The sequence below is a fragment of the Lysobacter lycopersici genome (assembly GCF_007556775.1).
Classification (GTDB): Bacteria; Pseudomonadota; Gammaproteobacteria; order Xanthomonadales; family Xanthomonadaceae; genus Pseudoluteimonas; species Pseudoluteimonas lycopersici.
Genome location: NZ_CP041742.1, coordinates 901542 through 928232 on the forward strand (window position 1 = coordinate 901542; position 26691 = coordinate 928232).

Consider the following 26691-nt stretch of genomic DNA (forward strand, 5'->3'; position numbering starts at 1 on the left):
AGGTCACTCGCGTTCGCCGGATGCGGGACCTGCGAACGGCAGTCCCTGGTCGCGCCGCAGGAATTCGTAGACATCGGCGATCTCGCGATCGGTGAAATTGACGAAACCGTTGCGCGCGACCCAGCCCATCTCGCCGAGATCGCGCCCGCCCACGCCGTTGCCCGTGCGCATCAGGCGCCGGAACGCATCGTCATCGTAGGCGGCGAGTACTGCGAGCGGCGGCCCGCCGTCATAGGTGTTGTCGGCGAAGCGGTTGCCACGGAAATCCAGGCCGTGGCATTCGCTGCAGGTAACGCTGGCGAGGTAACGGCCGCGCTCGAAGGCGTTCGTGCGCGGCAATTCGCCCCAGCGCGGTCGCGCGGGATCGACCTGGTCCGCCGCCAGTTGCCAGCCGCCCGCCAGCAATCGCCAACGGGCCATGAAGGTCACGCTGCGATGCCGTTCCCGAGGTGCCAGCGTTGGTTGTTTCCTGAGATGGGCGATGACGTTGGCGAGATCGGCGTCCGACAACGGGTAGAAGGTGTACGAGATCATGCCCAGCGCGGAGCTGCCGTCGCGCTTGATGCCGTAACGGACGAGCCGGACGAGTTCTTCGTCGCTGTAGCCGGGCAGCACCGACGACAGCGTCGGCGCGCTGACGCTGTAGTAGCCGTCCATGTCGATGGAACCGCCCTCGCCTTCGCGCCCGTGGCAACCGGCCCAGCAACCGAGCACCTTCGACATGCGCCGGCCTTCCTTCGCGTCCGGCTGCAGTTTGCCCATGTCGAACGCAACCGCTGGCGGCGGGTAGTCGCGACGCAACTTCCATTCCGACGCCGCGTACACCACGCCGATGCCGGTGACGACGAGCCCGACGATCGACCCTATCGCCAGCAAAACGGTCTTGGCGACGCGCATGCGCAGGGCCTGGTCGCTACGCCATCGTCGCGGCGTCGATGACGAAGCGGTACTTCACGTCGCTCTTCAGCATGCGCTCGTAGGCGGCGTCGATGTCCTTCGCGGCGATCGTCTCGATGTCGGAGACGATGCCGTGTTCGGCGCAGAAATCGAGCATTTCCTGCGTTTCCGCGATGCCGCCGATCAGCGAACCGGCGATGGCGCGGCGCTTGAAGATGAGGTTGGCGACGTTCGGCGTCGGGTGCGGGTGCTCGGGCACGCCGACCAGCACCATGGTGCCGTCGCGCTTGAGCAGCGCGGTGAACGCATCGAGGTCGTGGCTGGCGGCGACGGTGTTCAGGATCAGGTCGAAGCTGTTGGCATGCGCCTTCATCTGTGCCGCGTCCTTCGACACCACCACCTCGTCGGCGCCGAGCTTGCGCGCTTCCTCGCGTTTGGATTCGCTGGTGGTGAAGGCGACGACCTTCGCGCCCATCGCGTGCGCGATCTTGATGCCCATGTGCCCGAGCCCACCGATGCCGACGATGCCGACTTTCTTGCCCGGCCCGGCGTTCCAGTGGCGCAGCGGCGAATAGGTGGTGATGCCGGCGCACAGGAGCGGCGCGACCGCGGCGAGTTGCGATTCGGGGTGGCGGATCTTCAGCACGAAATCCTGGTCGACCACGATGCGCTGCGAATAGCCGCCGAGCGTGTGCCCGGGCGCGTCCGCGGTCGGCCCGTTGTAGGTGCCGACGAAACCGTTTTCGCAATACTGCTCCAAGCCTTCGTCGCAGGCCGCGCAATGCTTGCAGCTGCCGACCAGGCAACCGACGCCGACGACGTCACCGACCTTGTGGTCCTTCACTTCGCCACCAACCGCGCTGACGCGGCCGACGATCTCGTGCCCGGGCACGCAGGGATATTTCGTTCCGCCCCATTCCGAACGGATGGTGTGCAGGTCCGAATGGCAGATGCCGCAGTAGGCGATGTCGATCTGCACGTCGCGCGGACCCGGCGCGCGGCGCTGGATGTCCATGGCGACGACGGATTCATCGGCGGCGTGCGCGCCCCAGGCTTTGACGGTCATGGCGGTGTTCCTTGCGGGGGAAGTGTCGATTCTGCGCTCAACGGGGCGGACCGGCGAGGTATTCGGCGTCGATCACGTGTTCCATCCACTCCACCACCTTGCCGTCGAGCGCCTCGGTGATGGCGATGTGGGTCATCGCGGTGTCCGGCGTCGCGCCATGCCAGTGTCGGTGCTTGCACGGACAGCAGACGATGTCGCCGGCGTTGATCTCGACGATCGGCCCGCCCTCGCACTGGGTCCAGCCCTTGCCGGCGGTGACGATCAAGGTTTGCCCGAGCGGATGCGTGTGCCAGGCGGTGCGCGCGCCGGGCTCGAAGGTGACGATGGCGCCGGTCGCGGGCGAACCGCCCTCGTGCTTGAACATCATGTCGATGCGCACGTCGCCGGTGAACCATTCGGCCGGACTCTTGACCGAAGGCACCGAACCGTTGCGGATGATTTGCATGGTGAATTCCTCGCGTATCGGGAAAACCGCAGCGCGGCCGGAATCGGCCGGTTCAGGCACACTATCCGCCCTCGCCGCCAACCGCCACCGATGTCCGCCGAACACACGCCCCTGATGAAGCAGTATTTCGCCGCCAAGGCGGAACATCCGGACGTGCTGCTGTTCTTCCGCATGGGCGATTTCTACGAACTGTTCTACGACGACGCGCGCAAGGCCGCGAAGCTGCTCGACATCACCCTGACCCAGCGCGGTTCGTCGGCCGGCGCACCGATCCCGATGGCTGGCGTGCCGCACCACGCCTACGAGGGTTACCTCGCGCGGCTGGTGGCTTTGGGCGAATCGGTTGCTATTTGCGAACAGATCGGCGACCCGGCCGCGAGCAAGGGCCTGGTCGAACGCAAGGTGGTGCGCATCGTCACCCCGGGCACCGTCACCGACGAGGCACTGCTGCAGGATAGGCGCGACACGTTGTTGCTGGCGATCGCGCGTGGAAAGTCCGGATTCGGAATCGCATGGGCCGATCTCGCCGCCGGGCGATTCCTGGTGAACGAGGTCGCGAACGAGGACGCGCTGGAAGCCGAGCTCGCACGCCTGCAACCGGCGGAAACCCTGGTTCCGGACGAGGAAGGCTGGCCGGAATTCGTGACGACGCGAAACGGCATGCGCCGGCGCGCACCATGGCTGTTCGACGCCGACAGTGGCCGCCGCCAGTTGCTGCAATTCTTCGGCGTGCACGACCTGACCGCGTTCGGCATCGACGACAAACCATTGGCGATCGCCGCCGCAGGCGCGCTGCTCGGTTATGTCGAGGAAACGCAGAAGCAGCGGCTTCCGCACCTGACCTCGATCTCGGTGGAAGCCAGCGACGGCGCGATCGCGATGAGCGCGGCCACGCGCCGCCACCTGGAACTCGATTCGCGCATCGACGGCGACGCGAACGCGACCCTGCTCGGCGTGCTCGATTCCACCATTACGCCGATGGGTGGGCGCCTGCTGCGGCGCTGGCTGCACCGGCCGCTGCGCGACCGCGCCACGCTGCGCGCAAGGCACCAGGCGGTCGCCACGCTGGCGAATGGCGCGGATTCGGAATTGCGCGAAGCCTTCCGCGCCTTCGGCGACGTCGAGCGCATCCTCGCCCGCATCGCCCTGCGCAGCGCGCGCCCGCGCGACCTGTCGACCCTGCGCGATGCGCTGGGCATGCTGCCATCGCTGCGTGAAGTGCTCGCGCCGCTCGATTCGCCACGCCTGCAGGCGCTGTCATCCGAACTCGGCGAACACGGCGAACATGCCGCGCTGCTGGCGCGCGCCATCGTGCCGCAGCCGCCGGTGCTGGCCCGCGACGGCGGCATCTTCGCCGAAGGTTTCGACGCCGAACTCGACGAACTGCGCGCGCTGTCGACGAATGCGGACCAGTTCCTCGTCGACCTCGAGGCGCGCGAGAAGGCCGCGACCGGCATACCGACGCTGAAGGTCGGCTACAACCGCGTGCACGGCTACTACATCGAAATCAGCAAGGGCCAGAGCGACAAGGCGCCGACGCATTACGCGCGGCGGCAGACCCTGACCGGCGCCGAACGCTACATCACCGAGGAACTCAAGCAATTCGAGGACAAGGTGCTGTCGGCGCGCGAACGCGCGCTGTCACGCGAGAAGCTGCTGTACGAAGCGCTGCTCGACGACTTGAACACCGACCTCGAATCGCTGAAGCGCTGCGCCGCCGCGCTGAGCGAACTCGACGTGCTCGCCTGCTTCGCCGAACGCGCATCCGCGCTGGACTGGGTGCAGCCGCAACTCTCCGACGATCCGGGATTGCGCATCGAAGGCGGCCGCCATCCGGTGGTGGAAGCGCTGCGCGACGAGCCGTTCACGCCCAACGACCTCGTGCTCGACGAGGTGACGCGGATGCTGGTGATCACCGGCCCGAACATGGGCGGCAAAAGCACGTACATGCGCCAGAACGCGCTGATCGTGCTGCTCGCGCACATCGGCAGCTTCGTGCCGGCGACGAACGCGAGCATCGGCCCGATCGACCGCATCCTCACCCGCATCGGCGCCGGCGACGACCTCGCGCGCGGGCAATCCACCTTCATGGTGGAAATGGCGGAAACGTCGTACATCCTGCACCACGCGACGAATGAATCGCTGGTGCTGATGGACGAGATCGGGCGCGGCACCTCGACCTACGACGGCCTCGCCCTGGCCGATGCCTGCGCACGCCATCTCGCATCGGCCAACCGCAGCTATACGCTGTTCGCCACGCATTATTTCGAACTGACCGCGCTGGCCGAACCCAGCAGCGGCATCGCCAACGTGCACCTCGACGCGGTCGAGCACCGCGACGCGCACGGCCACGAAACCTTGGTGTTCATGCATTCGGTCAAGGACGGCCCGGCCGACCGCAGCTTCGGCCTGCAGGTCGCCGCGCTCGCCGGCCTGCCGAAGACGGTCGTGCGCCAGGCGCGCGCGCGCCTGGCGGAACTGGAAGCGCACCGCGACGCGCCTTCGACGCCGATGACCGCGCAGGCGCTGGATTCGCCACAGCAGATCGGCCTGTTCGCGCCGGCCTCGGCCGCGCTCGACGCGCTGGCGGCGATCGAACCGGACGAGCTCACGCCCAGGCAGGCACTGGAAGCGTTGTACCGGCTGAAAGCGCTGGGTTGAACCGCCGACCGCCCGCGCTCCGGGCTTTGCGGTTTGCTAACACTTCAGCGTCTAGCGTGGCGCTTCCTTCCACCCCCAACCGGGAAATCCGCATGACCAGCCTGACCCAGGGACTCGCCGCGCAACTGTCCGGCGCGCCGGTGCAACAGATCGCGCAGCAACTCGGCGTTTCGCCATCGCAGGCGCAAGGCGCGATCGCGACGGCCTTGCCGCTGCTGATGGGCGCGCTCGGCAACAACGCCAGCCAGCCGCAGGGTGCGCAGGCCTTGCACGCGGCGTTGCAGGACCACGCCGGCGGCGATATCACCAGCGTGCTGGGTTCGGTGCTCGGCGGCGCGATGGGCGGTGCCAGTGGCGGCCAAGGCGACGACACCCTCGGGCGCATGCTCGGCCACATCTTCGGCGGCCAGCAGCAACAGGCGACGCAGGGACTGGGCCAGGCCACCGGCCTCGGCAGCGACAAGACCCAGATGCTGTTGCGCATCCTCGCGCCGATCGTGATGGCCTACCTTGCCAACCACATGTTCGGCGGACAACAGCAGCAGGCATCGGCGCCGGTCGCGCAGGATTCCGGTCCGCAGGGGCTCGGCGACATCCTCGGCCGCGAGGTCGAACAGATCGGCCAGCAGCAGGGCGGGCTCGGCGGCCTGCTCGGGCAGGTGCTGGGCGGTGGAAACGCTGGCGGACTCGGCGGATTGCTCGGCGGCATCCTCGGCGGCGGCCAGCGCAGCTGATCGATTGCAACCATCGCCGCGTCGATGCACGGCGCGGCGGTGGGATGTTTCAAGTCGCCGGCAACTGCGCCGGTTTCGGTTCGGCGATTTCGCCACCGGGCTTAGCGCGTCCGGCCATTTCCGCGCCGGCGTCGCGCGGCAGTTTCCACATCATCCACGCCGAACTCGCGGACACCAGCGCCACCGCCGCGAACGCAATGTAGAAGTTGTGCACGTCGGTATCCGCGCGATGCCACAACCAGCCGCCCGCCTCCAGCAAATAGCCGCCGATGGCGACGCCGAGGCTCAACGACAACTGCTGCACCATCGCCGCCATGCTGCTCGCCTGCCCCATCCGCGCCGAATCGACTTCCGCATAACTGATCGCGTTGAGTCCGGTGAACTGCAACGAGCGGAAACAACCGCTCACCAGCAACACCGCCAGCACGACGATGTGCGGCGTGGACGGGCGGAACAGGCCATAGGTCGCGAGCATCGCCGAGGCGACGAAGGCGTTCGCCAGCAACACGCGGCGGAAACCGAAGCGCTTGATGATCCGCGCGGCCATGGTCTTCATGAACATCGATCCGGCTGCGGACGCGAAGGTCAACAAACCCGACTGAAGCGGGCTCAGGCCGAAACCGAGTTGCAGCATCAGCGGCAGCAGGAACGGAACCGCGCCGATGCCGATGCGGAACAGCGAACCGCCGAGGATGCCGCTGCGATAGGTCGCGAGCCGGAACAGGCCAAGGTCGAGCAGCGGCGCCGCGGAGCGTCGCGCGTGCAGGACATAGCCACCGAGCAGCGCGATGCCGACGACGAGCGCGGACAACGCGATCCATGTCGGCATCAGGTGCCGGCCGAGCGTGGAGAACCCGAACATCGCCGTGGCGAGGCCCAGGCCGGACAGCAGGAACCCGCGCCAATCCAGTGCCTTCGTCGGTTCGCGCAATGTCGGGATGTAGCGGAGCCCAAGCGCGATGCCGAGCGCGCCCATCGGCAGGTTGATCAGGAATATCCAGCGCCAATCGAAATAGGTGGTGATGAAACCACCGAGCGGTGGGCCGACCACCGGCCCGACCAAGGCCGGGATCGTGAGCCAGCTCAGTGCCTGCACCAGTTGCGACTTCGGCACCGTGCGCAGCAGCACCAGGCGCCCGACCGGCACCATCATCGCGCCGCCCATGCCCTGCAGGAAACGCGCGGCGACCAGCGTTCCCAGCGAACCACTGGCGGCGCAGGCCACCGAACCGAGCAGGAACACGAAGATCGCGCTGGCGAAGGTGCGGCGCGCGCCGAAACGGTCCGCGACCCAGCCGCTGATCGGGATGAATACCGCCAGCGACAGCAGGTAGGTGGTGAGCGCGAGTTTCAACGCGATCGGTTCGGTGCCCAGGTCGCGCGCAATCGCCGGCAGCGAGGTCGAGATCACGGTCGAATCCATGTTCTCGATGAACAACGCGCAGGCGACGATCAGCGGCAGCAGCCGCGTGGGTCGCAGCAGCCTTTCGCGCAAACCCGGCCCGGCCGCGTGCGTGCCATTGCTGTCAGCCGGCATCGATGTCGCCCAGCGCGCGGATCAGGCGCCGCGCACGCTTGTCGGGTTTCGTTTCGGGCGCACGATAGCCCGTGCGTTCGGCGGCGCGCAGCGCACGCAGCTGTTCGCGCGCGTTTCGCGACGCTTCCGATTCGCGATATAGCGACTGCGCGATGCTGGCCGGGCCACGCACGTCGGCGAGTGCCAGCACTTCGACTTCGAAGCGTTCCTCGCCGCGCGCGACGACCAGCGCGTCGCCGGCACGCACGCCGCGCGATGGCTTCGCGCGTTGCCCGTCGACCTCGACCTTGCCGGTGTCGATGGCCTGCTTCGCCAGCGCGCGGGTGCGATAGAAGCGCGCGGCCCAGAGCCAGAGGTCGAGGCGGACGCTGGTGGCGATGTTGTCGTCTTGCTTCGTCATTCCCGATCCCGCAAACGCGAACGGCCACCCGAAGGTGGCCGTCGTACGGAAGGCTGCTGCGCTTGCCTTACTCGGCGGCAGCAGCTGCGGCAGCGGCGGCCTTGGCCTTGGCGTTGCCGGCCAGGTCTTCCTTGATGCGCGCCTTCTTGCCCTCGAGGCCACGCAGGTAGTACAGCTTCCCGGCGCGCACGTCGCCGCGGCGCTTGACCTGCACCGAATCGATCGTCGCGCTGTGCGTCTGGAACACGCGCTCGACGCCGAAGCCGTGCGAGATCTTGCGCACGGTGAAGGCGGAGTTCAGGCCCGCGTTCTTCTTGCCGATCACGACGCCTTCGTAGGCCTGCACGCGTTCGCGGTTGCCTTCCTTGACCTTGACGTTGACGACGACGGTGTCGCCGGGGCCGAAGTCGGGCAGCTTGCGACCGGCCTGGGCGGTCTCGAAATCCTGGACGAGGGTATGGATCGACGGAGTCTTCATGGCGTTGCCTGTTGGTGTGGTTGTCGGCGCGAGTGCACGTGGACCCGCGTCCTGGCTGGTGGAACGAAGCCGCGCATTATAGCGGGAAATTTTCCTTGCGGCGCCAGCGTTTAGGCCGGGTCGCCCTGCCCCCGGGCCGAACGGAAGGCCTCCAGCAGCGCCCGATCCCGTTTCGACAGCCCGGCCTCGTCCAGCAGGTCCGGGCGCCGTAGCCAGGTCCTGCCCAGCGCCTGCATCCGTCGCCAGCGGGCGATTTCGGCGTGGTTGCCGGACAGCAGCACTTCGGGAACGGCCCCAAGTTCATGCTCGACCGGCCGGGTGTAGTGCGGGCAATCCAGCAGCCCGTCGGACCCGAAACTGTCCTGTTCGGCCGAATCGGCATCGTTCAGGGCGCCTTCCTGCAGCCGGGCCACGGCATCTACCAGCACCGCCGCGGCCAGCTCGCCGCCGGAGAGGACGTAATCGCCAATGGAAATCTCTTCGTCGACCTCGGCCTGCAGCAGGCGTTCGTCCACGCCCTCGTAGCGGCCGCAAAGCAGGATCAGCCGCGGCTGCGAAGCCAGATCGCGCACCTTGGCCTGCGTGAGACACGAGCCCTGAGGACTGAGGTAGATCGTCTTCGCTGGCGCGGGGTCGGCCGCGCGCGCGGCGCGGATCGCGGCCCGCAACGGATCGACCAGCATCACCATGCCCGGGCCGCCACCGAACGGGCGGTCGTCGACGCGGCGGTAATTGCCTTCGGCGAAATCGCGCGGATTCCAGCCGTACAGCGACAGCAGGCCGCGCTCGCCCGCGCGCCCGACCACGCCATGCGCGGCGAGCTGGGCGACGAATTCCGGGAACAGGCTGACGATGTCGAAGCGCATGTCAGTGCGTGTCCTTAAAAATCGGCGTCCCAGTCGACCGTGACCAGGCCCGCATCGAAATCCACCGAACGGATGTAGTCGGGTTCGACGAAGGGGACCATGCGCTCGCGGTCGCCGCGCGCGACGAGCACATCGTTCGCGCCGGTGGAAAACAGGTGCGAGACGACGCCGAAATCGACGCCCTCGACGTTGCGCACGCGCAGGCCTTCGAGATCGACCCAGTAATACTCGCCGGGCGCCGGCGGCGGCAGCGCCGAACGCGGCACGAGGATCTCGGTTCCGCGCATCGCTTCGGCCGCGTCACGGCCTTCGATGCCGGGAATCGTGACGACGAGCCCTTTGGCACCGGCGCGTCCGCGCGCGCCTTCGACCATGCGTTCGCGGCCCTGCGCATCGCGCAAGGTCCACGGCTGGTAACGGAGGATCGCGTTTTCCGGAGCGGTGAACGATTCGAGCTTGAGTTCGCCGCGCACGCCGAACGCACCGTGCAGGCGACCGACGGTAATCATCCGCTGGCCGACGTCCGGTGCGTTCATCGAATCGATGCCGCCTGCATCAGGCGGCCGTGAGGTCAAGCAGCTTTGGAGGCTTGCTTGTACAGGTCCGAAACCTTCTCGCTCATCTGCGCGCCGAGGCCGACCCAGTGCTTCATGCGCTCGAGGTCGAGTTCGTACGGCTTGTCGTTGCCCGAGGCGACGGGGTTGTAATAGCCCACGCGCTCGATGTTGCGGCCGTCGCGCGCGGAGCGCTGGTCGGTGACGATGACGTGGTAGAAGGGGCGCTTCTTGGCGCCGCCACGGGTAAGGCGGATCTTGACCATGGTGCTTTCTCGGTGTTGCCCAGCGGCCGGGGTGGCCGGGTAAGCCGGTAATTGTAACTCATTGAAGCAGTTGGGCGGAACCCGCCGCTCGAGCCGGCATCAGCCCGAGACCGCGACCCCGAACCAATGCCCCACCGCCGCGGCGAAGGCCATCGCCAGTGCGCTCCACAGGCAGACCCGCAAGGCGCCGCGCACCATCGAGGCCCCACCGACCCGCGCCGCGAGCGCTCCGAGTACCGCAAGACAGAACAGCGACAGCCCCGTCACCCAACGCCCCGCGGTCGCAGTTGGGGCGAGCATCACGATCGCGATCGGCAGCAGTGCGCCGATGGCGAATGCGGCTGCCGAGGCCAGCGCGGCCTGCACCGGGCGCGCGCGCAACGTATCGGTGATGCCGAGTTCGTCGCGGGCGTGAGAGGCGAGCGCATCGTGCGCGGTGAGCTGGGTCGCGACCTGCTCGGCGAGTTCGTGGCTGAGTCCGCGCTTGATGTAGATCGCGGTCAGCTCGCGGTGTTCGCCATCGGGATAGTGCTCGAGCTCCCAGCGTTCCTTGGCGAGGTCGGCGGCTTCGGTGTCGGCCTGTGAACTGACCGAAACGTATTCGCCCGCGGCCATCGACATCGCACCGCCAACCAGGCCCGCGAGTCCCGCGAGCAACACCTGCCGGTGGTCCGACTGCGCGGCCGCCACGCCGACCACGAGGCTGGCGGTGGACACGATGCCGTCATTCGCGCCGAGCACCGCGGCGCGCAACCAGCCCGCATGCCCTCCGCGATGCCGTTCCGGCTTGTGCGCGCTGCGCTTCATGTCAACGGAAAGGCATTCCGCCGCGCCCGCCCATCATTCCCGACAGCCCGCGCATCATCCCCTTCATGCCGCCGCGGCCGAGCTTGCCCATCATCTTTTCCATCTGCTGGTACTGCTTCATCAGCTTGTTGACGTCGGCCGGGGTCAGCCCGGCGCCGCGGGCGATGCGCGCGCGCCGCGAGCCGTTGATGAGCGTCGGGTTGCGGCGCTCCTTCTTCGTCATCGAATTGATGATCGCGATCTGACGCGGGATTTCCTTGCCCGTGACCTGGTTCTTCACGTGGTCGGGGATCTGGCCCATGCCCGGCAGCTTGTCCATCAATCCGGACAGGCCGCCCATGTTCTGCATCTGCTCGAGCTGGTCGCGCAAGTCGTTGAGGTCGAAGCGCTTGCCCTTGGCGACCTTCTCCGCGAGCTTCGCCGCCTTGTCCTTGTCGACTTGCTGTTCGACCTGTTCGACCAGGCCGAGCACGTCGCCCATGTCGAGGATGCGGCCGGCCGCGCGCGCCGGATGGAACACGTCCAGGCCGTCAGTCTTCTCGCCGGTGCCGACGAACTTGATCGGCTTGCCGGTGATGGTGCGAACGGACAACGCCGCGCCGCCGCGCGCATCGCCGTCGGTCTTGGTCAGCACCACGCCGGTGAGCGGCAGCGCTGCGCCGAAATGCTTGGCGGTGGCCGCCGCGTCCTGGCCGGTCATCGAATCCACCACGAACAGGGTTTCGACCGGATTCACCGCCGCGTGCAGCGCCTTGATCTCGGCCATCATCGCTTCGTCGATGCTGGTGCGGCCGGCGGTATCGACGATCAGCACGTCCACGTAGGACTTGCGCGCATCGTCGATCGCGGCTTTCACGATCGCTTCGGGTTTCTGCGAGGCATCGGACGGAAAGAACAGCACGTCGACCTGTTGCGCCAGCGTCTGCAATTGCTCGATCGCGGCCGGGCGATAGACGTCCGCCGACACGACCATCACCTTCTTCTTGCGCTTTTCCTTGAGGTGGCGCGCGAGCTTGGCGACGGTGGTGGTCTTGCCCGCGCCCTGCAGGCCGGCCATCAGCACCACCGCCGGCGCCGGCACGTTGAGGTTCAGTTCGCTCGCCTGCGAGCCCATGACCGCAGCGAGTTCGTCGCGCACGACCTTGATCAGCGCCTGCCCCGGCGTCAGCGACTTCAGCACTTCCTGGCCGACCGCGCGCACCTTGATGCGCTCGACCAAGGCCTGCACCACCGGCAACGCGACGTCCGCCTCGAGCAGCGCGATGCGCACCTCGCGGGTGGCTTCGCGGATGTTCTCCTCGGTGAGGCGGCCGCGGCCGCGCAGGCGGTCGATGGTGCCGGAAAGGCGCTGGGTCAGGGATTCGAACATGCGGGCGGGTCGTGCAACGGGACGCGGATTATAGCGGCGGGCCTTTGTGCGACACTTCTTCGATGACAATCGTTCTCATCGCCATCGGGCTGTACCTGCTCGCGACCGGCTGGCTGGTCGTGTCGCTGCGACGCGAGGACGCGGATTCCCGTGGTTGGCTGTTGCCGGCCAACCTCGCCCTGCTGCTGCACGGCGCCACCCACTACCTCGCGTGGCGCAGCACTGGTTACACCGATTTGCATTTCTTCGCTGCGTTGTCGCTGGTCGGGCTCGGCATGGCCGTGTTGACCGCGATCGTGGGTGCCTACGGCCGGATGCGCGCACTGGGCGTGTTGGTGTTCCCGCTCGCGGCGCTGGTGCTGCTGGGTTACGGCCTGTACGGGCATTCGACCCGGCCCGATCCGCTGGACTGGCGCCTGCTGCTTCACGCATGGCTGGCGCTGCTGGCCTACGCCACGCTCGCCATCGCGGCCCTGCTCGCGATCATGCTGTGGCTGCAGGAACGCGCATTGCGCCGCCACCAGCGACACGCCTGGTTGCGCGCATTCCCGCCGCTGACCGAACTCGAAACCCTGCTGTTCCGCACGATCGCCGTCGGCTTCGCGCTGCTGACGCTGACCCTGCTCACCGGCGTGCTGTTCGTCGAGAACCTGTTCGCCCAGCATCTGGTGCACAAGACCGTGCTCAGCCTGCTCTCATGGCTGGTATTTGGCGGATTGCTGCTCGGCCGCTGGCGGCGCGGCTGGCGCGGCGGCATTGCCGTGCGCTGGACCCTGATCGCGATGGGTCTGTTGTTGCTGGCCTTTTTCGGCAGCCAGTTCGTGCTGGAATTACTGTTGCATAGAAGTTAAATCATTGTAATTAAAAGAAAATTGCGCGAACAGTTCCAAATCGTATATTTGCCTTGACAACTTTTGCACGGACGCGCATCATGCCGCGCCATGCAATCCCCGACCCCCGACCTGAGCGCCTGCGGTTCCTCGCTCGGCCTGCTGTTCCGGCAGGTCCGCGACGCGCTGCGCGATGCGATGGAGCGCGAGTTGGCCGCGAACGGCCATGACCTCACGCTCAGCCAGTACATCACCCTGAAGAAGCTGCATTACGGCACCGCCAGCGCGAGCGAACTGGCGCAGGCCGCGGAGCTGAACCCCGGGGCGATGACCCGCCTGCTCGACCGGCTCGAGGCGATCGGGCTGGTGCAACGCGAGGCGCATCCCTCCGATCGCCGCGCGTTGCGCATCGTGCTGACCGCGCGCGGCCAGGCGATCTGGCCGGAACTCGAAACCTGCGCCGACCGCGTGCGCGAACGCGCGCTCGCCGAACTCGACGCCGAGCAGCGCACGGAACTCGTGCGCATGCTCGAACACGTGCACGCCAACCTCTCCGGCAACGACCGCCAACCATGACCCCTTCCCGCACCAAGTTCCGCAGCATGTCCGTGGCGCTTGCGACCGCATTGCTCGCCGCCTGCGCCAGCACCGGCGGCCTGCAACCCGCTGCCGAACCGCATCCCATCGACGACCACGTCGTGACCCGCAGCCTCTCCGGCGCGCCGCTCAGCCCGGCCGAATTCCCCGCCCAGGACTGGTGGCGTTCGCTCGGCGATCCGCAGCTCGATGCGTTGATCGCCGAGGCCTTGCAGGGTTCGCCCACGCTGGCAGCCGCCGACGCGCGCGTGCGCAAGGCCCAGGCCCAGGCCGGTCTCGCCGACGCCGAGCGCAAGCCGACCATCGGCGCCAGCGGCCAGTACGTCGTGGCGCAGTTGCCGTCCGGCCTCGCCGGCGACGAAATCGGTGGCCAGTTGATGCACAACGCGGTGCTGATGCTCGACTTCAAGTGGCCGCTCGATGTCTGGGGCGGCAAGCGCGCCGACTACATGGCTGCGCTCGGCCAGGCGCATGCCGGCGAAATCGAGGCACAGGCCGCGCGATTGACCCTGGCCGCGAACGTGGCGCGCAGCTACGTCGCGCTGGCGCAGGCCTTCGACGGCCTCGATGTCGCCAACCGCGAAGCGGCGCGTAGCGAAAGCTTGCTCGGCCTGAGCCGACAGCGGGTCAAGGCCGGAATCGACAGCCAGTTGTCGGTGCGCAACGCCGAGGTTTCCATCGCCACCGCGAAGGCGCAAGCCGAAGTCGCGCAGCAGCAGATCGACAGCCTGCGCAACACCATCGCCGCGCTGCTCGGCGCAAGCCCGGATCGCGGCCTTGCGATCGAACGCCCGCGCCTGCTGCAGGCGCCGGCGCCGGGATTGCCCTCGGTGTTGCCGAGCGAACTGCTCGGCCATCGCCCCGACGTGGTCGCAGCGCGCTGGCGGGTGGAAGCCGCCGCGCAGGGCATCAAGTCGGCGAAGGCGAAGTTCAAGCCCAGCATCGACCTGAGCGCGCTCGTCGGCCTCGCCGCCACCGGTTTCTCCGGCTTGTTCGACAACGATGCGCTGCTCGGTTTCGGCGGTCCTGCGATCAGCCTGCCGATCTTCGAGGGCGGCCGGTTGCGCCAGAACCTCGCGTCGCACGACGCCGATTACGACCTCGCGGTCGCGGGCTACGACCAGACCGTGGTCGACGGCCTGCACCAGGTGGTCGACGCGGTGCAGGCGATCCGCGCGCTCGACGCGCAAGCCGCATCGCTGGAACAGGCGCGCGCCGCGGCGGCTTCGGCCTACGACCTCGCCGGCAAGCGCTACCACGCCGGCCTCGCCAATCAGCTCGACGTGCTCGCGGTGCAGAAGCCGCTGCTGCAGATCGAACAGCAACTCGTCGGCGTGCACGCGCAACGCTATGCCGCCGCCATCGACCTCGACCAGGCGCTGGGCGGCGGACTGCAACCCACCACGCCGCAATCGTCCGATTCCATCGGATCCACTTCCTCTACCTCTCCTGCGACCACGCCATGACCACCGAACCGAATCCCGAAGCGAAAAACACCGCGGCGAAATCCGGCGGCAACGGCAAACGCCGCAAGGCGCTGACGATCCTCGCCGTAACCGTCGTGGTCGCCGGCATCGCCTGGCTGCTCTATCACCTGCTGTACGGACGCTGGCACGAGGACACCAACGACGCGTACGTGCAGGGCAACGTGGTTACGGTGACGCCGCAGGTTGGCGGCACCGTGGTCGGCATCGCGGTCGACGACGGCATGAAGGTGCAGGCCGGTCAGGTGCTGGTGCGCTTCGACCACACCGACACCGACGTCGCCTACCAGCAGGCGGTCGCCAACCTCGCCAACACCGTGCGCCAGGTGCGCGGCCTGTACAAGGCTGTCGATGCCGGCCAGGCCGACATCGCCGCACGTCGCGTGGCGCTCGAGCAGGCGCGCGCGGACGTCGCCCGCCGCAGCGGCCTCGTCGCCAGCGGCGCGGTTTCGGCCGAGGAGCTCGCGCATGCCCGCGCGCAACTCGCCGCCGCCGAAGCCGCGTTGTCCGCGTCGCAGGAAACCACCGCGCGCAACCGCGCCCTGGTCGACAACAGCACGCTCGCGGCCAACCCACAGGTGCAGGCCGCGGCCGCGCAGTTGCGCCAGGCCTACCTCGCCGCACAGCGCGCGCAGATCGTGGCGCCGGTGTCGGGCTACATCGCCAAGCGCAACGTGCAGCTCGGCCAGCGCATCGCCCCGGGAACGCCTCTGATGGCGATCGTGCCGCTCGACGAAGTCTGGGTAGACGCGAACTTCAAGGAAACGCAATTGAAGAAGTTGCGCCTGAACCAGCCGGTCGAACTCACGTCCGAACTCTACGGCGACGACGTCGTCTTCCACGGCAAGTTGCAAAGCCTGGGCATGGGTACCGGCAGCGCCTTTTCGCTTCTGCCCGCGCAGAACGCCAGCGGCAACTGGATCAAGATCGTGCAACGCGTGCCGGTGCGCATCGCGCTCGACGGCAAGGAACTGCACGAGCACCCGTTGCGCCTGGGCCTGAGCATGGACGTGGACGTGAACCTGCGCGACAAGGGCGACGGCCTGCTGCCGACGACCACCGACAACGGCAAGGGCCTGGTCACCGATGCGTACGCGCAGCAGTTGTCGAAGGCCGACGCGCTGATCGACGGCATCATCCGCGACAACCTCGGCGGCGGTTCGCGCTAAACCCACCGATCGAGTCGAACGAGAATGTCCGCCGAGACCACGACCGAGGCGCCACCGCCCTCGCCGCCCGCCAATTCCGCGATGGGCATGCCCGGTTTCTCGCCGCCGAACCGGGCGCTGGCCACGATCGCCATCGCGATGGCGATGTTCATGCAGGTGCTGGACATCACCATCGCCAATGTTTCGCTGCCGACCATTGCCGGCAACCTCGGCGCCAGCGCCAACCAGGCGGTGTGGGTCATCACCTCGTTCGCGGTCAGCAATGCCATCGCCCTGCCCCTGACCGGCTACATGGTGCGGCGCTTCGGCGAGCTGCGGCTGTTCGTGTGGGCGACGCTCGCCTTCGCCATCGCCTCGCTGCTGTGCGGGCTCGCGAACTCGATGGGCACGCTGGTGGCCGCGCGCGCGTTGCAGGGCTTCGTCGCCGGGCCGATGTACCCGCTCGCGCAGGCGCTGATGATCTCGATCTATCCCCCGCAGAAACGCGGACAGGCGATCGCGCTGCTGGCGATGGTGACCGTGGTCGCGCCGATCGCCGGGCCGATCCTCGGCGGCTGGATCACCGACAACTACAGCTGGGAATGGATCTTCTTCATCAACGTGCCGATCGGCATCTTCGTCAGCATGATGGTCGCGCGGCAGATGAAGGGCCGGCCGGAACGCCTCGACAAGCCGCGCATGGACTACGTGGGGCTGGCGACGTTGATCCTCGGCGTCGGCGCGCTGCAGATCCTGCTCGACCTCGGCAACGACGAGGACTGGTTCCATTCGACCAGGATCGTGGTGCTGGCCATCGTCGCCGCGATCTCGCTCGTCGTGTTCGTGATCTGGGAACTGACCGACAAGGATCCGATCGTGGACCTGCGCCTGTTCCGGCACCGCAACTTCACCGCCGGCACCGTTGCGATGGTCGTCGCCTACGCCGCGTTCTTCAGCGTCGGCATCCTCGTGCCGCTGTGGCTGCAGCGCAACCTCGGCTACACCGCGATCTGGGCCGGTTTCGCCACCGCGCCGATCGGCATCCTGCCGGTGCTGCTGACGCCCTTCGTCGGCCTGTACGCAGCGCGCTTCGACCTGCGCGTGGTCGCCAGCCTAGCGTTCGTGGCGATGGCGCTGACCAGTTTCATGCGCGCGGACTTCAACCTCGATGTCGATTTCCGCACCATCGCCGAAGTGCAGCTGTTCCAGGGCCTGGGCGTCGCGCTGTTCTTCATGCCGGTGCTCACGATCCTGCTTTCCGACCTGGAGCCGCATGAAATCGCCGCCGGTTCCGGCCTCGCGACCTTCGTCCGCAGCCTCGGCGGCAGTTTCGCCGCCTCGCTGACGACCTGGGCCTGGACCCAGCGCGGCACGGTCCATCACGCCCATCTCACCGAGCACATCGCCGCGACCGACCCGGCGATGCTCGAAACCGTGTCGCGCATCGGTGGCGGCGACCTGCAGCGCGGCGCGGCGATGCTCGACTACCAGATCGCGAACCAGGCGGCGCAGATCGGCTTCAACGAGATCTTCCACCTGCTCGGGATCATCTTCCTGGTCGTGATCGCCTTCGTGTGGTTCGCCAAGCCGCCGTTCGCGGCCAAGCCCGGTGGCGGCGCGGCGGCCAGCGGCGGGCATTGATCACGCGGTCCGGATCAGGGCGAATCCGGTTCTTCATTCCCCTTCTGTTCCGCCGCTTCCTCCCCGGCTTCGGCTGCCTGTTCCGCGGCTTCTTCCTTCGCCTCCGCTTCCTGTTCCTCGAACCATTCGCGGGCGCTCGCTTCCTCGTCCGGCTTCACCTGGTGCTCGATCCACGGATCGCCGGCGTCGTTGCGATAGCGGATCGTGTGCTTGCGCGAATCGACTTCGTAGAATTTGAACGCACCGCGGAGCTTGGTCAGCAGCATGACCGGCGCGGTCAGCACGATGCCGGCCACCAGCTGTCCCTTGCGCAGCGCCAGCGGCAGGATGCCGTAAAAAGGAGGCGCAGCGGGGCTGGCCGATTCGGTCGCGCGGAAGGCGAAATGGCCGAATGTCGTCCGGCCGACCCTCGTGGACGCCGGCAATTCGAGCGTCTTGTCCTCGAGTTCGAACTTCGTGCCCGGGTTGGGCGAACTGATCGTCGACATCGACGAACACGCGACCAGCAATGCGGCGGCGCACGAGATCGCGGCGTTCCTGGCTCGCATTGCCCTTCTCCCCGCAACCGGACGCGAAAGCGTTTATGCCACAACGGAGGTCAAGGCCGCATTCGCGAATGCCGCAAGGGTTTGCAAGTGGTCGTTCGCCGCGAAGTCGCCGGTGACACGGCCGGGGGCCGGGCACGGCCCGGCAACCTCGGCCATGCGGCATCGCTGGATATCAAGGCGAAGCCGTCGTCCCGCTCGTCTGTTGCCGACCCTCGAAGTAGGCGCGGGCCCTGGCTTCTTCCTCGGGCTTGACCTGATAGCTGTTCCACGGATCGCGTTCGTCATCGCGATAGCGGATCGTGTGGCTGCGCACGTCGACTTCATAGAACTTGAACGCGCCCCGGAGGTTGAAGAACAAGGCCGGGGCGAAAAAAATGATGTCGGTCGCCATGTGCCCGCCTTTCAGCGCCAAGGGCAAAATGCCATAAAAAGGCGGCGCGGAAGCATCATAGGTTTCGGTAGCCTTGAATTCGTAATTGCCGAAGCTCGTTCCGCGGATATGGGCGTTCGCGGGCAAATTCAGGCTTCGATCCTTGAGCACCAGCGTGGTCGGCTTCTGGGCGGCCGTGATCGTCGCCATCGACGAGCACGCTGACAGCAACATGACACCGCATGCCAATGCGGCATTCTTGAGTCTCATCCTCGTCCCCTCGCTTGTACGGTTGTTGAAAGCAGCCCCGCGATCCGCGGCACGCGCCAGGCTCCCCGGCCTGGTGGCCCGATTATGCACCTGGAACCAAGCCACGGCGGGTCAGTTCACTCCGCCTCCAGCGCCTCCGCCAGTCGTTCCACCGCGACCACTTCCATACCCTTGTAGCTTCCCGCCTTCGGCGCATTGCCTTTCGGCACGATGGCGCGCCTGAAGCCGTGCGTCGCCGCTTCCTTCAGGCGTTCCTCGCCATTGGGAACGGGGCGGATTTCGCCGGACAGGCCGACTTCGCCGAACGCGACGGTCTTCTCCGCCAGCGGCGCGTCGCGCAGCGAGGACAGCACCGCGAGCAGCACCGGCAAATCCGCCGCGGTTTCCTGCACGCGGATGCCGCCGACGACATTCACGAACACGTCCTGGTCGGCCACGCCGATGCCGCCGTGCCGGTGCAGCACCGCGAGCAGCATCGCCATGCGGTTCTGCTCGACGCCGACCGCGACCCGGCGCGGATTCGACAGCGGCGAGGCATCCACCAGCGCCTGCACTTCGACCAGCAACGGGCGCGTGCCTTCGCGGGTGACCATCACGCAACTGCCCGGCTGCGGCGCGGCGCTGCCGGAGAGGAAGATCGCCGAAGGATTCGGCACCTCGCGCAGTCCCTTGTCGCCCATCGCGAACACGCCCAGCTCGTTGACCGCGCCGAAACGGTTCTTGAACGCGCGCAGCACGCGGAAGCGGCTTCCCGCATCGCCTTCGAAATACAGCACCGCATCGACCATGTGCTCGAGCACGCGCGGGCCGGCGATGCCGCCTTCCTTGGTCACGTGGCCGACGAGGAACACCGCGGTGCCGGTTTCCTTGGCGTAGCGCACGAGGCGCGCAGCGCTTTCGCGCACCTGCGACACCGAGCCCGGTGCCGCGGTCAATGCTTCGGTCCACAGCGTCTGCACCGAATCGGCGACGATCAATCGCGGTCGCGATGCGGCGGCGTGCTCGAGGATGCGTTCGACGCCGGTTTCGGCCAATGCGTGCAACCCGTCGATCGGCAATCCCAGGCGTTGCGCGCGACCGGCGACCTGCGCCAGCGATTCCTCGCCGGTGACGTACAAACCGGGCAAGGATTGCGACATCTGCGCCAGCGCCTGCAGCAACAGCGTGGACTTGCCGATGCCCGGGTCGCCGCCGACCAGCACCACCGCGCCTTCGGCGAGGCCGCCGCCGAGCACGCGGTCGAGTTCGCCGATGCCGGTGGAGACGCGCGCATCCGCGTCCTGGCGCACGTCCTTCAACGCGGTGACCTTGGGCGCATCGATTTTTCCGGCCCAGCCACTGCGACGTGCAGCCGGCGGATTCGACACCGCGTTTTCCAGCACGATTTCCGACAGCGTGTTCCACGCGCCGCAGGCCTCGCATTGGCCCTGCCATTTGGCGTAATCGGCGCCGCATTCGCCGCAGACATAGGCCGTGCGGCGTTTCGGCGAAGGTGTCTTGCTCACGGCCATGCGATGTCCCCTCGTGGATGGCGACACTGTAGCGGGGCGTCGTCCCACCGCGCGAGATCCGGAATCAGGGACGATCCGCGGCGATGCGGATCACGATGCCCGCGCGGTCGTCGACGGTCCAGATCGCGCCGTCGCGCGCCACCGTGAGCCCCACCGGCGATCCCTGCGGGCGTTTGCCCGCGACCTTGTCCCAGCCCGGCGTCAGTTCGAACGCATCCGCCGACGGCGGCATCGCGTAGGGCTTCGACGCTCCGCCGTACACCGGATAGCGCGCGTTCTTCGTCGCAACCGGAACGCCATCCTCGTCCGTTGCGAACGCGACGATGCGCCCGCCGGTCATGCGGAAACCGTGCAGCGACAGCAGCAGTTTCCCGCGCAGCGAGGGGAACATCGCGCCGTCGTACCACAGCAGCGAGAGCGGCGCGGAATGCGGCGGCAGCAACAGCACCGGCGCCGTATGCGCGGAGGATGCGCAACGGATCGTGCTGGTCGCCTTCCAGCCCGGCGTGACCGACCGGGTGTCGTAACAGTACGGCCAGCCGTAATGCTTGCCGGCCTCGATCCAGTTCACTTCATCGAACGGATGCCAGCGGTCGTCGAAGTCGTAGCTGTTCTCGCCCTGCAGCACCGTGCCGCTGCGATGCACGCCGAGCGCCACCGAATTTCGCAGGCCGCGTGCGTACACGGTGTAATCGCGACTCCATCCGCCGTGGCCGTCGGGCGCGTAGCGACGGATGCTCGCCGCGCGTTCGCCGGATTCGCTTTGCGGACACTGATCGCCAAGCCGCTTGCCGCGTGCATCGAGGCACTGGTCGGACGGCGCGCCGATGTTCACCAGCAGCGCACCATCTTGTGCGAACGCGAATGCCGACAGCGGATGCCGGTTTTCGTGCAAACGGTTGTCGGGAAGGTTCGCGACCACGGTTTCGATGCTCGCTTGCGGATCGGCTGCATGCGGATCGAAGCGGAAGATCCGGCTCATCTCGCCGACATAAATCTTGCCGTCCGCGCCCATCGCGATCGCATGCGGCAGGTTCAGGCCGCCGAGCATGCGCGAAACCTTCGTCGGTTCGCCGCGCTTCGTTTCGAGCTTCCACACCGCGCCACGCGTCGTGCCCCAGCCGCCGAGATCGGTGACCAGCCAGGTGTCGTCGTCGAGCTGCACGAGCTCGCGCGGAAACAGCATGGGTCGCGTTTTGTCCGCCGCCGTCGGCCCGGCCACGAGCCCGGCGCAGAAGCCCTTCGCCATGCCGATGGACAATCGCGGCCAACCGTCGCAGGTTCCGGACGGCGCCGCGTAGGATTCGCGTCGTTCCGCGGTGGATGCAGGATTCGCCATCGCCAGCACGACCAGTGCCGCGATGCTCCATTTCATTGCGTTCGGCATGATCGAGCCTCCAAGCGTGAAGGATGCCACGCTCGCCGATCCGAACAGGAAAAAACCCGCATTGGCGGGCATCCCTTCGTTACGCGAACCGATCGGCGCGCAAGGTCAGGTGCGCGCCGCCTCCGGGGCTCCCTCGGCGTCGTCGGCCGCGCGTTCCTGCAACACCTTTTCCGCCGCCGCATCGGCGGCAACCCTGTGCTGCAGGGATTTGCACAATTCGATGCCTGCCGGCGTCAGGCGCAAACCCTGTTCGTCGTCCTCGATCAGGCCGCTTTCGGCCATGCGCTGCCGGATCTCGCCATCGCCGTGCGTCAACTCGATGTGCTGGTCGATGCGCTGCAGCACGTCCAGCAGGGCGAGGTCCTCGAGCGAAATCGGGTCCATGGCGCGCTGCCTGAAGTAAGAGTGGTGCCGGAAATAGGATTCGAACCTACGACCTACGCATTACGAATGCGCCGCTCTACCAACTGAGCTATTCCGGCAAGGGCGGCAATTCTAGCGGCTGGAGCCGGCTCAATCCACCAGCCGCACCCGCAACTCCTTGGGCAGGGCGAACACCATGTCCTCGGGCTCGCCGTGCAGCTCGCGCACGCCGCCGGCGCCGAGGTCGCGCAGGCGCTCCAGCACGCCCTGCACCAGCACGTCCGGGGCGGAAGCGCCGGCGGTGACGCCGACGTGGGCGCGGCCTTCGATCCAGGCCGGGTCGATTTCGCCGGCGCCGTCGATCAGGTGCGCCTCCACGCCTTCGCGTTCGGCCAGTTCGCGCAATCGGTTGGAATTGGAACTGTTGGGCGAACCGACCACCAGCACCAGGTCGCATTCCTGCGTGAGTTCGCGCACCGCGTCCTGGCGGTTCTGCGTGGCGTAGCAGATGTCGTCGTTCTTGGGCCCCTGGATCGCCGGGAACTTCGCCCTGAGCGCGGCGATGATGTCGCGGGTGTCGTCCACCGACAGCGTGGTCTGCGTCGTGTAGGCGACGTTTTCCGGTTGCGCGAGTTCGAGCGTGGCGACGTTGTCGATGTCCTCGACGAGGTGGATGCGGCCGTTGCCACTCTCGCGATTCCACTGCCCCATCGTGCCTTCGACTTCCGGATGCCCGGCATGGCCGATCAACACCATGTCGCGTCCGGCACGGCATTGGCGCGCGACTTCCAGGTGCACCTTCGTCACCAGCGGGCAGGTCGCGTCGAACACCTTCAGCCCGCGTCGCGCGGCTTCGCTGCGCACCGCCTGCGACACGCCGTGCGCGGAGAAGATGACCGTCGCGTTGTCCGGCACTTCGTCCAGTTCCTCGACGAACACCGCGCCGCGCTGGCGCAGGTCGTCGACCACGAACTTGTTGTGCACGACTTCGTGGCGCACGTAGATCGGCGCGCCGAGGGTCTCGATCGCGCGCTTCACGATCTCGATCGCGCGGTCGACGCCGGCGCAGAATCCGCGTGGATTGGCGAGGACGATGTCCATTGCGGGATTATCGCGCCGCGGGCTTGTTCTTGCCCGGGAAGATGCTGAACAACGCGATCATCACCGCGCCGCAGACGATGGCCGAATCGGCGATGTTGAACGCCGGGTAGTAGTAGGCGTCCTTCCAGTGCCACTGGATGAAATCGACCACGTGGCCGTGCTGCAGGCGGTCGATGACGTTGCCGATGGCGCCGCCGATCACCAGCGCGAACGGCAGCGCCGAGCGCCAGTCGCCGCGCGGCGTGCGCGACAGCCAGAACCCGAGCAGGCCGCTGACCGCGAACGCGAGCACGGTGAAGAACCAGGTCTGCCAGCCGCCGGCGTTGGCGAGGAAGCTGAAGGCCGCGCCGGTGTTGTAGGTGCGGTACCAGTTCCAGAAGCCGTCGACCACCGTCACCGCGGTGTATTCCGGCAGCGACGTGAGGACCCAGTGCTTGCTCCACTGGTCGAGGGCGATGACCAGTACGGAAACGAGCAGCCACGCCAGGGCATTCGGTCGTACGCGCATCATCAGAACCACCTCCGGTCTTCGCCCGGCCCTTCGATGTTCGACGCGCAGCGTGCGCACAGCAACGGATGCGCCGCGTTCGATCCCACGTCGGCGCGATGGTGCCAGCAGCGGACGCATTTCGGATGCGCGGTCTTGCTGGCCACGACCGGCGGCACGATGCCGACCGGCGATTGCACGCGCACGTCGCCGCTGATGAACAGGAACCGCAGTTCATCGGCCATCGGCGCCAGCCACGCCGCTTCCCCGTCGTCGGTGGTCAGCAGCAATTCGGCTTCCAGCGCCGCACCGATATCGCCGGCCGCGCGCATCGGTTCCAGCGTCTTCGCCACCATTTCGCGCCAGTCCAGCAGGCGGTCCATGCGTTCGGCCGACAGCGGCGCATCGGGGGGCAGCGGCGCAAGTCCGTCGTACCAGACGGTGAACAGCACGTTGCCGGCGCGTTCGCCCGGGAGACCATTCCTTGGCAAATATGCCCACATTTCATCCGCGGTGAAGCTGAGGATCGGCGCGATCCAGCGCACGAAGGCCTCGGCGATGCGGAACATCGCCGACTGCGCGCTGCGGCGACCACGCGAATCCTCGCGCATCGTGTACAGCCGGTCCTTGGTCACGTCGAGGTAGAGCGAACCGAGGTCGACGCTGCAGAAGTTCATCAACGCCTGCACCACCGCGGCGAAATCGTAGTCGGAATACGCCTTCGCGATGTCCTCCTGTACCTGCCAGGCGCGATGCACGATCCAGCGGTCGAGCGCGACCATGTCGTCCAGCGGCAACAAATCCCGCGAAGGCTCGAAACCGTACAGATTGCCGAGCAGGAAGCGCGCGGTATTGCGGATGCGGCGGTAGGCGTCGGCGTTGCGCTTGAGGATTTCTTGCGACAGCGACATCTCGTTGCTGTAGTCGGCCGAGGCGATCCACAGGCGCAGGATGTCCGCGCCCAGCGTCTTCATGATGTCCTGCGGCTCGATGCCGTTGCCCAGCGACTTCGACATCTTGCGGCCGTGCTCATCCACGGTGAAACCGTGGGTCAGGCATTGCCTGTAGGGCGCGGCCTTGTCGATGGCGACGCCGGTGAGCAGCGAAGACTGGAACCAGCCGCGATGCTGGTCCGAACCTTCGAGATACAGGTCGGCGGGTTTTCCGAGCCCGCGCGGCAACAACACCGCTTCGTGGGTCACGCCCGAATCGAACCAGACATCGAGGATGTCAGTGATCTTGTCGTAATCCTTCGCCTCGTCGCCAAGCAGTTCGGTGGCATCGAGCGAATACCAGGCATCGACGCCGCCCTGCTCCACGCGTTCGGCGACCTGACGCATCAGTTCGACGCTGCGCGGATGCGGTTCGCCGGTTTCGCGATGCACGAACAGCGCGATCGGTACGCCCCAGGTGCGCTGGCGCGAGATCGTCCAGTCCGGGCGGTCGGCGACCATGCCGGCGATGCGCGCCTCGCCCCAGGCCGGGTACCACGTCACCGTCTTGATCGCGGCCAGCGCGTCCTCGCGCAGGTTGGCCTGGGTCATCGAGATGAACCACTGCGGCGTGGCGCGGAACGCGATCGGGGTCTTGTGCCGCCAGCAATGCGGATAGCTGTGCGTGAGTTTCGAGAACGCGAGCAGCGCTTCGTTCGCACGCAGCACCTCGACCAGCGCGTCGTTCGCCTTCCACACGTGCATGCCGGCGAGTTCGACGCCGTCGGCGGCTGGCGTGCTCGGCAAATACACGCCGCGGCCATCGACCGGATTGAGCTGCGCGGCGGAATACTTTTCGACCAATCCGTACTTCTGCCCGACCACGAAGTCTTCCTGGCCGTGGCCCGGCGCGGTGTGCACGGCGCCGGTGCCGTCCTCGGCGCTGACGTGGTCGCCGAGCAGGATCGGGATGTCGCGTTCGGCATAGAACGGATGCGCGAAGAGCAGGCCTTCGAGCTTCGCGCCGGCGATACGGCCGTGCACGACGCCTTCATCGATGCCGTAACGTTTCAGCGCCTTTTCCGCCAGCGGTTCGGCCAGCACCAGCCAGCGGCGCGAACCGTCGGCCCTGGCCGGACCTTCGACCAGCACGTAGTCGAGTTCCGGGCCGAGCGAGATCGCCAGCGAAGCCGGCAGCGTCCACGGCGTCGTGGTCCAGATCGGCACTGCCACTTCGACATCGTCCGGAACGTCGATGCCGAACGCGCCGGCGATCTTCTTGTTCTCGCGCGCGGTGTAGGCCACGTCGACCGCCGGCGAGACCTTGTCCTGGTATTCGATCTCGGCTTCCGCCAGCGCGGAACCGCAATCGAAGCACCAGTACACCGGCTTCACGCCGCGCAGCAGGTGTCCGTTCTCGACCACCTTGGCCAGCGCGCGAATCTCGTCGGCCTCGAACTTGAAGTCCAGCGTGCGATACGGATTTTCCCAATCGCCGAGCACGCCGAGGCGCTTGAAGTCGCGGCGCTGCACGTCGATCTGTTCGGTCGCGTATTCGCGGCACTTCTGCCGGAATTCCGCCGCATCGAGCTTCACCCCGACCTTGCCCCACTTCTTCTCGATCGCGATCTCGATCGGCAGGCCGTGGCAATCCCAGCCCGGGACGTAGGGCGCGTCGAAGCCGGCCACGGTCTTGGATTTGACGATGATGTCCTTGAGGATCTTGTTGACCGCGTGGCCGAGGTGGATCGCGCCGTTCGCGTACGGCGGGCCGTCGTGCAGCACGAAGCGCGGGCGGCCCGCGGCGTGGCTGCGGATGCCGGTGTACAGGCCTTCGGCTTCCCAGCGCGCGAGCGTGTCGGGTTCGCGCTTGGGCAGGTCGCCGCGCATCGGGAACGCGGTCTCCGGCAGCAGGATCGTGGCCTTGTAGGGATTGTCTTGC

General features: G+C 67.2%; 26 protein-coding genes and 1 tRNA gene. 7 read left to right on the forward strand and 20 right to left on the reverse strand.

Annotation, left to right across the window (positions count from 1 at the left end; translation table 11 throughout):
- Positions 1-3: 3 nt before the first annotated feature.
- Genes FNZ56_RS04615 through FNZ56_RS04625 form a run of 3 tightly spaced genes read right to left on the reverse strand, consistent with a single transcriptional unit; the run spans position 4 to position 2408 of the window.
- Positions 4-897 (reverse strand): cytochrome c4, encoded by an 894-nt coding sequence (locus tag FNZ56_RS04615; protein ID WP_143878714.1) that lies wholly within the window; start codon positions 895-897, stop codon positions 4-6.
- Positions 898-913: 16 nt separating this feature from the next.
- Positions 914-1963: an NAD(P)-dependent alcohol dehydrogenase gene (locus tag FNZ56_RS04620; RefSeq protein WP_143878715.1), complete on the reverse strand. Its 1050-nt coding sequence runs from the start codon at positions 1961-1963 to the stop codon at positions 914-916.
- A 37-nt stretch (positions 1964-2000) separates the two neighbouring features.
- Positions 2001-2408: a (R)-mandelonitrile lyase gene (locus FNZ56_RS04625; protein ID WP_143878716.1), complete on the reverse strand. Its 408-nt coding sequence runs from the start codon at positions 2406-2408 to the stop codon at positions 2001-2003.
- Between the two features lie 90 nt (positions 2409-2498).
- Between FNZ56_RS04625 and mutS the strand changes: the two genes are divergently transcribed.
- Together mutS and FNZ56_RS04635 are read left to right on the forward strand one after the other, a co-directional pair.
- Complete coding sequence (gene mutS, locus FNZ56_RS04630) at positions 2499-5069, forward strand: DNA mismatch repair protein MutS (RefSeq protein ID WP_246064710.1); 2571 nt, start codon at positions 2499-2501, stop codon at positions 5067-5069.
- Between the two features lie 92 nt (positions 5070-5161).
- Positions 5162-5803, forward strand: a complete 642-nt coding sequence (locus FNZ56_RS04635) for a DUF937 domain-containing protein (protein WP_143878717.1) — start codon at positions 5162-5164, stop codon at positions 5801-5803.
- A 49-nt stretch (positions 5804-5852) separates the two neighbouring features.
- Here the strand turns inward: FNZ56_RS04635 and FNZ56_RS04640 are convergent, their stop codons facing one another.
- The 8 genes from FNZ56_RS04640 to ffh form a co-directional block, all read right to left on the reverse strand.
- A complete protein-coding gene (locus FNZ56_RS04640) occupies positions 5853-7340 on the reverse strand; it encodes an MFS transporter (RefSeq protein ID WP_246064712.1) in 1488 nt (495 codons plus the stop codon).
- Positions 7330-7740, reverse strand: a complete 411-nt coding sequence (locus FNZ56_RS04645; RefSeq protein WP_143878718.1) for an RNA-binding S4 domain-containing protein — start codon at positions 7738-7740, stop codon at positions 7330-7332. Before FNZ56_RS04645 ends, FNZ56_RS04640 begins: the two co-directional genes overlap by 11 nt.
- Positions 7741-7807: 67 nt before the next feature.
- Positions 7808-8218 (reverse strand): 50S ribosomal protein L19, encoded by a 411-nt coding sequence (rplS, locus tag FNZ56_RS04650; RefSeq protein WP_143878719.1) that lies wholly within the window; start codon positions 8216-8218, stop codon positions 7808-7810.
- A 110-nt stretch (positions 8219-8328) separates the two neighbouring features.
- Positions 8329-9084: a tRNA (guanosine(37)-N1)-methyltransferase TrmD gene (gene trmD / locus FNZ56_RS04655; protein ID WP_143878720.1), complete on the reverse strand. Its 756-nt coding sequence runs from the start codon at positions 9082-9084 to the stop codon at positions 8329-8331.
- 14 nt (positions 9085-9098) lie between these two features.
- Positions 9099-9620: a ribosome maturation factor RimM gene (rimM, locus tag FNZ56_RS04660; protein WP_143878721.1), complete on the reverse strand. Its 522-nt coding sequence runs from the start codon at positions 9618-9620 to the stop codon at positions 9099-9101.
- Positions 9621-9655: 35 nt separating this feature from the next.
- The gene (gene rpsP, locus FNZ56_RS04665; RefSeq protein ID WP_143878722.1) at positions 9656-9904 is read right to left on the reverse strand and encodes a 30S ribosomal protein S16; all 249 of its coding nucleotides are present in this window, start codon (positions 9902-9904) and stop codon (positions 9656-9658) included.
- Between the two features lie 99 nt (positions 9905-10003).
- The gene (locus FNZ56_RS04670; RefSeq protein WP_143878723.1) at positions 10004-10711 is read right to left on the reverse strand and encodes a VIT1/CCC1 transporter family protein; all 708 of its coding nucleotides are present in this window, start codon (positions 10709-10711) and stop codon (positions 10004-10006) included.
- Between the two features lies 1 nt (position 10712).
- Positions 10713-12080 (reverse strand): signal recognition particle protein, encoded by a 1368-nt coding sequence (ffh, locus tag FNZ56_RS04675; protein ID WP_143878724.1) that lies wholly within the window; start codon positions 12078-12080, stop codon positions 10713-10715.
- A 62-nt stretch (positions 12081-12142) separates the two neighbouring features.
- Between ffh and FNZ56_RS04680 the strand changes: the two genes are divergently transcribed.
- The 5 genes from FNZ56_RS04680 (at position 12143) to FNZ56_RS04700 (ending at position 17780) form a co-directional block, all read left to right on the forward strand.
- Positions 12143-12931 (forward strand): cytochrome C assembly family protein, encoded by a 789-nt coding sequence (locus FNZ56_RS04680; protein ID WP_143878725.1) that lies wholly within the window; start codon positions 12143-12145, stop codon positions 12929-12931.
- Positions 12932-13021: 90 nt separating this feature from the next.
- Complete coding sequence (locus FNZ56_RS04685; RefSeq protein ID WP_185970795.1) at positions 13022-13486, forward strand: MarR family winged helix-turn-helix transcriptional regulator; 465 nt, start codon at positions 13022-13024, stop codon at positions 13484-13486.
- Complete coding sequence (locus FNZ56_RS04690) at positions 13483-14973, forward strand: efflux transporter outer membrane subunit (protein ID WP_143878726.1); 1491 nt, start codon at positions 13483-13485, stop codon at positions 14971-14973. The genes FNZ56_RS04685 and FNZ56_RS04690 overlap by 4 nt, the downstream gene beginning before the upstream one ends.
- Complete coding sequence (locus FNZ56_RS04695; RefSeq protein WP_143878727.1) at positions 14970-16160, forward strand: efflux RND transporter periplasmic adaptor subunit; 1191 nt, start codon at positions 14970-14972, stop codon at positions 16158-16160. Before FNZ56_RS04690 ends, FNZ56_RS04695 begins: the two co-directional genes overlap by 4 nt.
- 24 nt (positions 16161-16184) lie before the next feature.
- Positions 16185-17780, forward strand: a complete 1596-nt coding sequence (locus FNZ56_RS04700) for a DHA2 family efflux MFS transporter permease subunit (RefSeq protein WP_143878728.1) — start codon at positions 16185-16187, stop codon at positions 17778-17780.
- A 14-nt stretch (positions 17781-17794) separates the two neighbouring features.
- On the opposite strand, the gene FNZ56_RS04705 is transcribed toward FNZ56_RS04700, so the two are convergent.
- The 9 genes from FNZ56_RS04705 to ileS all read right to left on the reverse strand — a co-directional run bounded on the left by FNZ56_RS04705 (position 17795) and on the right by ileS (position 26639).
- The gene (locus FNZ56_RS04705) at positions 17795-18328 is read right to left on the reverse strand and encodes a hypothetical protein (RefSeq protein ID WP_143878729.1); all 534 of its coding nucleotides are present in this window, start codon (positions 18326-18328) and stop codon (positions 17795-17797) included.
- A gap of 172 nt (positions 18329-18500) precedes the next feature.
- On the reverse strand, positions 18501-18968 hold the full coding sequence (locus tag FNZ56_RS04710; RefSeq protein ID WP_143878730.1) for a hypothetical protein: 468 nt from the start codon (positions 18966-18968) through the stop codon (positions 18501-18503).
- Positions 18969-19084: 116 nt separating this feature from the next.
- Complete coding sequence (radA, locus tag FNZ56_RS04715) at positions 19085-20479, reverse strand: DNA repair protein RadA (RefSeq protein WP_143878731.1); 1395 nt, start codon at positions 20477-20479, stop codon at positions 19085-19087.
- Positions 20480-20543: 64 nt separating this feature from the next.
- A complete protein-coding gene (locus FNZ56_RS04720; protein WP_143878732.1) occupies positions 20544-21854 on the reverse strand; it encodes a PQQ-dependent sugar dehydrogenase in 1311 nt (436 codons plus the stop codon).
- Between the two features lie 117 nt (positions 21855-21971).
- Positions 21972-22250, reverse strand: a complete 279-nt coding sequence (locus FNZ56_RS04725) for a hypothetical protein (RefSeq protein ID WP_143878733.1) — start codon at positions 22248-22250, stop codon at positions 21972-21974.
- A 22-nt stretch (positions 22251-22272) separates the two neighbouring features.
- Positions 22273-22348 (reverse strand) — tRNA-Thr (locus tag FNZ56_RS04730).
- A 31-nt stretch (positions 22349-22379) separates the two neighbouring features.
- Positions 22380-23330, reverse strand: a complete 951-nt coding sequence (gene ispH, locus FNZ56_RS04735) for a 4-hydroxy-3-methylbut-2-enyl diphosphate reductase (protein ID WP_143878734.1) — start codon at positions 23328-23330, stop codon at positions 22380-22382.
- Positions 23331-23337: 7 nt separating this feature from the next.
- Positions 23338-23844, reverse strand: a complete 507-nt coding sequence (gene lspA / locus FNZ56_RS04740; RefSeq protein WP_407070508.1) for a signal peptidase II — start codon at positions 23842-23844, stop codon at positions 23338-23340.
- Positions 23841-26639: an isoleucine--tRNA ligase gene (ileS, locus tag FNZ56_RS04745; RefSeq protein WP_221933328.1), complete on the reverse strand. Its 2799-nt coding sequence runs from the start codon at positions 26637-26639 to the stop codon at positions 23841-23843. The genes lspA and ileS overlap by 4 nt, the downstream gene beginning before the upstream one ends.
- Between the last annotated feature and the right edge of the window lie 52 nt (positions 26640-26691).

Coding starts and splice junctions, on each gene's coding strand:
- FNZ56_RS04710 (WP_143878730.1), bottom strand. CDS start 18,968: ATGAGACTCAAGAATGCCGCATTGGCATGCGGTGTCATGTTGCTGTCA.
- FNZ56_RS04615 (WP_143878714.1), bottom strand. CDS start 897: ATGCGCGTCGCCAAGACCGTTTTGCTGGCGATAGGGTCGATCGTCGGG.
- FNZ56_RS04625 (WP_143878716.1), bottom strand. CDS start 2,408: ATGCAAATCATCCGCAACGGTTCGGTGCCTTCGGTCAAGAGTCCGGCC.
- ispH (WP_143878734.1), bottom strand. CDS start 23,330: ATGGACATCGTCCTCGCCAATCCACGCGGATTCTGCGCCGGCGTCGAC.
- FNZ56_RS04635 (WP_143878717.1), top strand. CDS start 5,162: ATGACCAGCCTGACCCAGGGACTCGCCGCGCAACTGTCCGGCGCGCCG.
- rimM (WP_143878721.1), bottom strand. CDS start 9,620: ATGAACGCACCGGACGTCGGCCAGCGGATGATTACCGTCGGTCGCCTG.
- FNZ56_RS04695 (WP_143878727.1), top strand. CDS start 14,970: ATGACCACCGAACCGAATCCCGAAGCGAAAAACACCGCGGCGAAATCC.
- trmD (WP_143878720.1), bottom strand. CDS start 9,084: ATGCGCTTCGACATCGTCAGCCTGTTCCCGGAATTCGTCGCCCAGCTC.
- rplS (WP_143878719.1), bottom strand. CDS start 8,218: ATGAAGACTCCGTCGATCCATACCCTCGTCCAGGATTTCGAGACCGCC.
- FNZ56_RS04700 (WP_143878728.1), top strand. CDS start 16,185: ATGTCCGCCGAGACCACGACCGAGGCGCCACCGCCCTCGCCGCCCGCC.
- FNZ56_RS04680 (WP_143878725.1), top strand. CDS start 12,143: ATGACAATCGTTCTCATCGCCATCGGGCTGTACCTGCTCGCGACCGGC.
- FNZ56_RS04705 (WP_143878729.1), bottom strand. CDS start 18,328: ATGCGAGCCAGGAACGCCGCGATCTCGTGCGCCGCCGCATTGCTGGTC.
- ileS (WP_221933328.1), bottom strand. CDS start 26,639: ATGCGCGGCGACCTGCCCAAGCGCGAACCCGACACGCTCGCGCGCTGG.
- FNZ56_RS04685 (WP_185970795.1), top strand. CDS start 13,022: ATGCAATCCCCGACCCCCGACCTGAGCGCCTGCGGTTCCTCGCTCGGC.
- FNZ56_RS04690 (WP_143878726.1), top strand. CDS start 13,483: ATGACCCCTTCCCGCACCAAGTTCCGCAGCATGTCCGTGGCGCTTGCG.
- FNZ56_RS04720 (WP_143878732.1), bottom strand. CDS start 21,854: ATGAAATGGAGCATCGCGGCACTGGTCGTGCTGGCGATGGCGAATCCT.
- ffh (WP_143878724.1), bottom strand. CDS start 12,080: ATGTTCGAATCCCTGACCCAGCGCCTTTCCGGCACCATCGACCGCCTG.
- rpsP (WP_143878722.1), bottom strand. CDS start 9,904: ATGGTCAAGATCCGCCTTACCCGTGGCGGCGCCAAGAAGCGCCCCTTC.
- radA (WP_143878731.1), bottom strand. CDS start 20,479: ATGGCCGTGAGCAAGACACCTTCGCCGAAACGCCGCACGGCCTATGTC.
- mutS (WP_246064710.1), top strand. CDS start 2,499: ATGTCCGCCGAACACACGCCCCTGATGAAGCAGTATTTCGCCGCCAAG.
- FNZ56_RS04640 (WP_246064712.1), bottom strand. CDS start 7,340: ATGCCGGCTGACAGCAATGGCACGCACGCGGCCGGGCCGGGTTTGCGC.
- FNZ56_RS04670 (WP_143878723.1), bottom strand. CDS start 10,711: ATGAAGCGCAGCGCGCACAAGCCGGAACGGCATCGCGGAGGGCATGCG.
- FNZ56_RS04620 (WP_143878715.1), bottom strand. CDS start 1,963: ATGACCGTCAAAGCCTGGGGCGCGCACGCCGCCGATGAATCCGTCGTC.
- FNZ56_RS04725 (WP_143878733.1), bottom strand. CDS start 22,250: ATGGACCCGATTTCGCTCGAGGACCTCGCCCTGCTGGACGTGCTGCAG.
- FNZ56_RS04645 (WP_143878718.1), bottom strand. CDS start 7,740: ATGACGAAGCAAGACGACAACATCGCCACCAGCGTCCGCCTCGACCTC.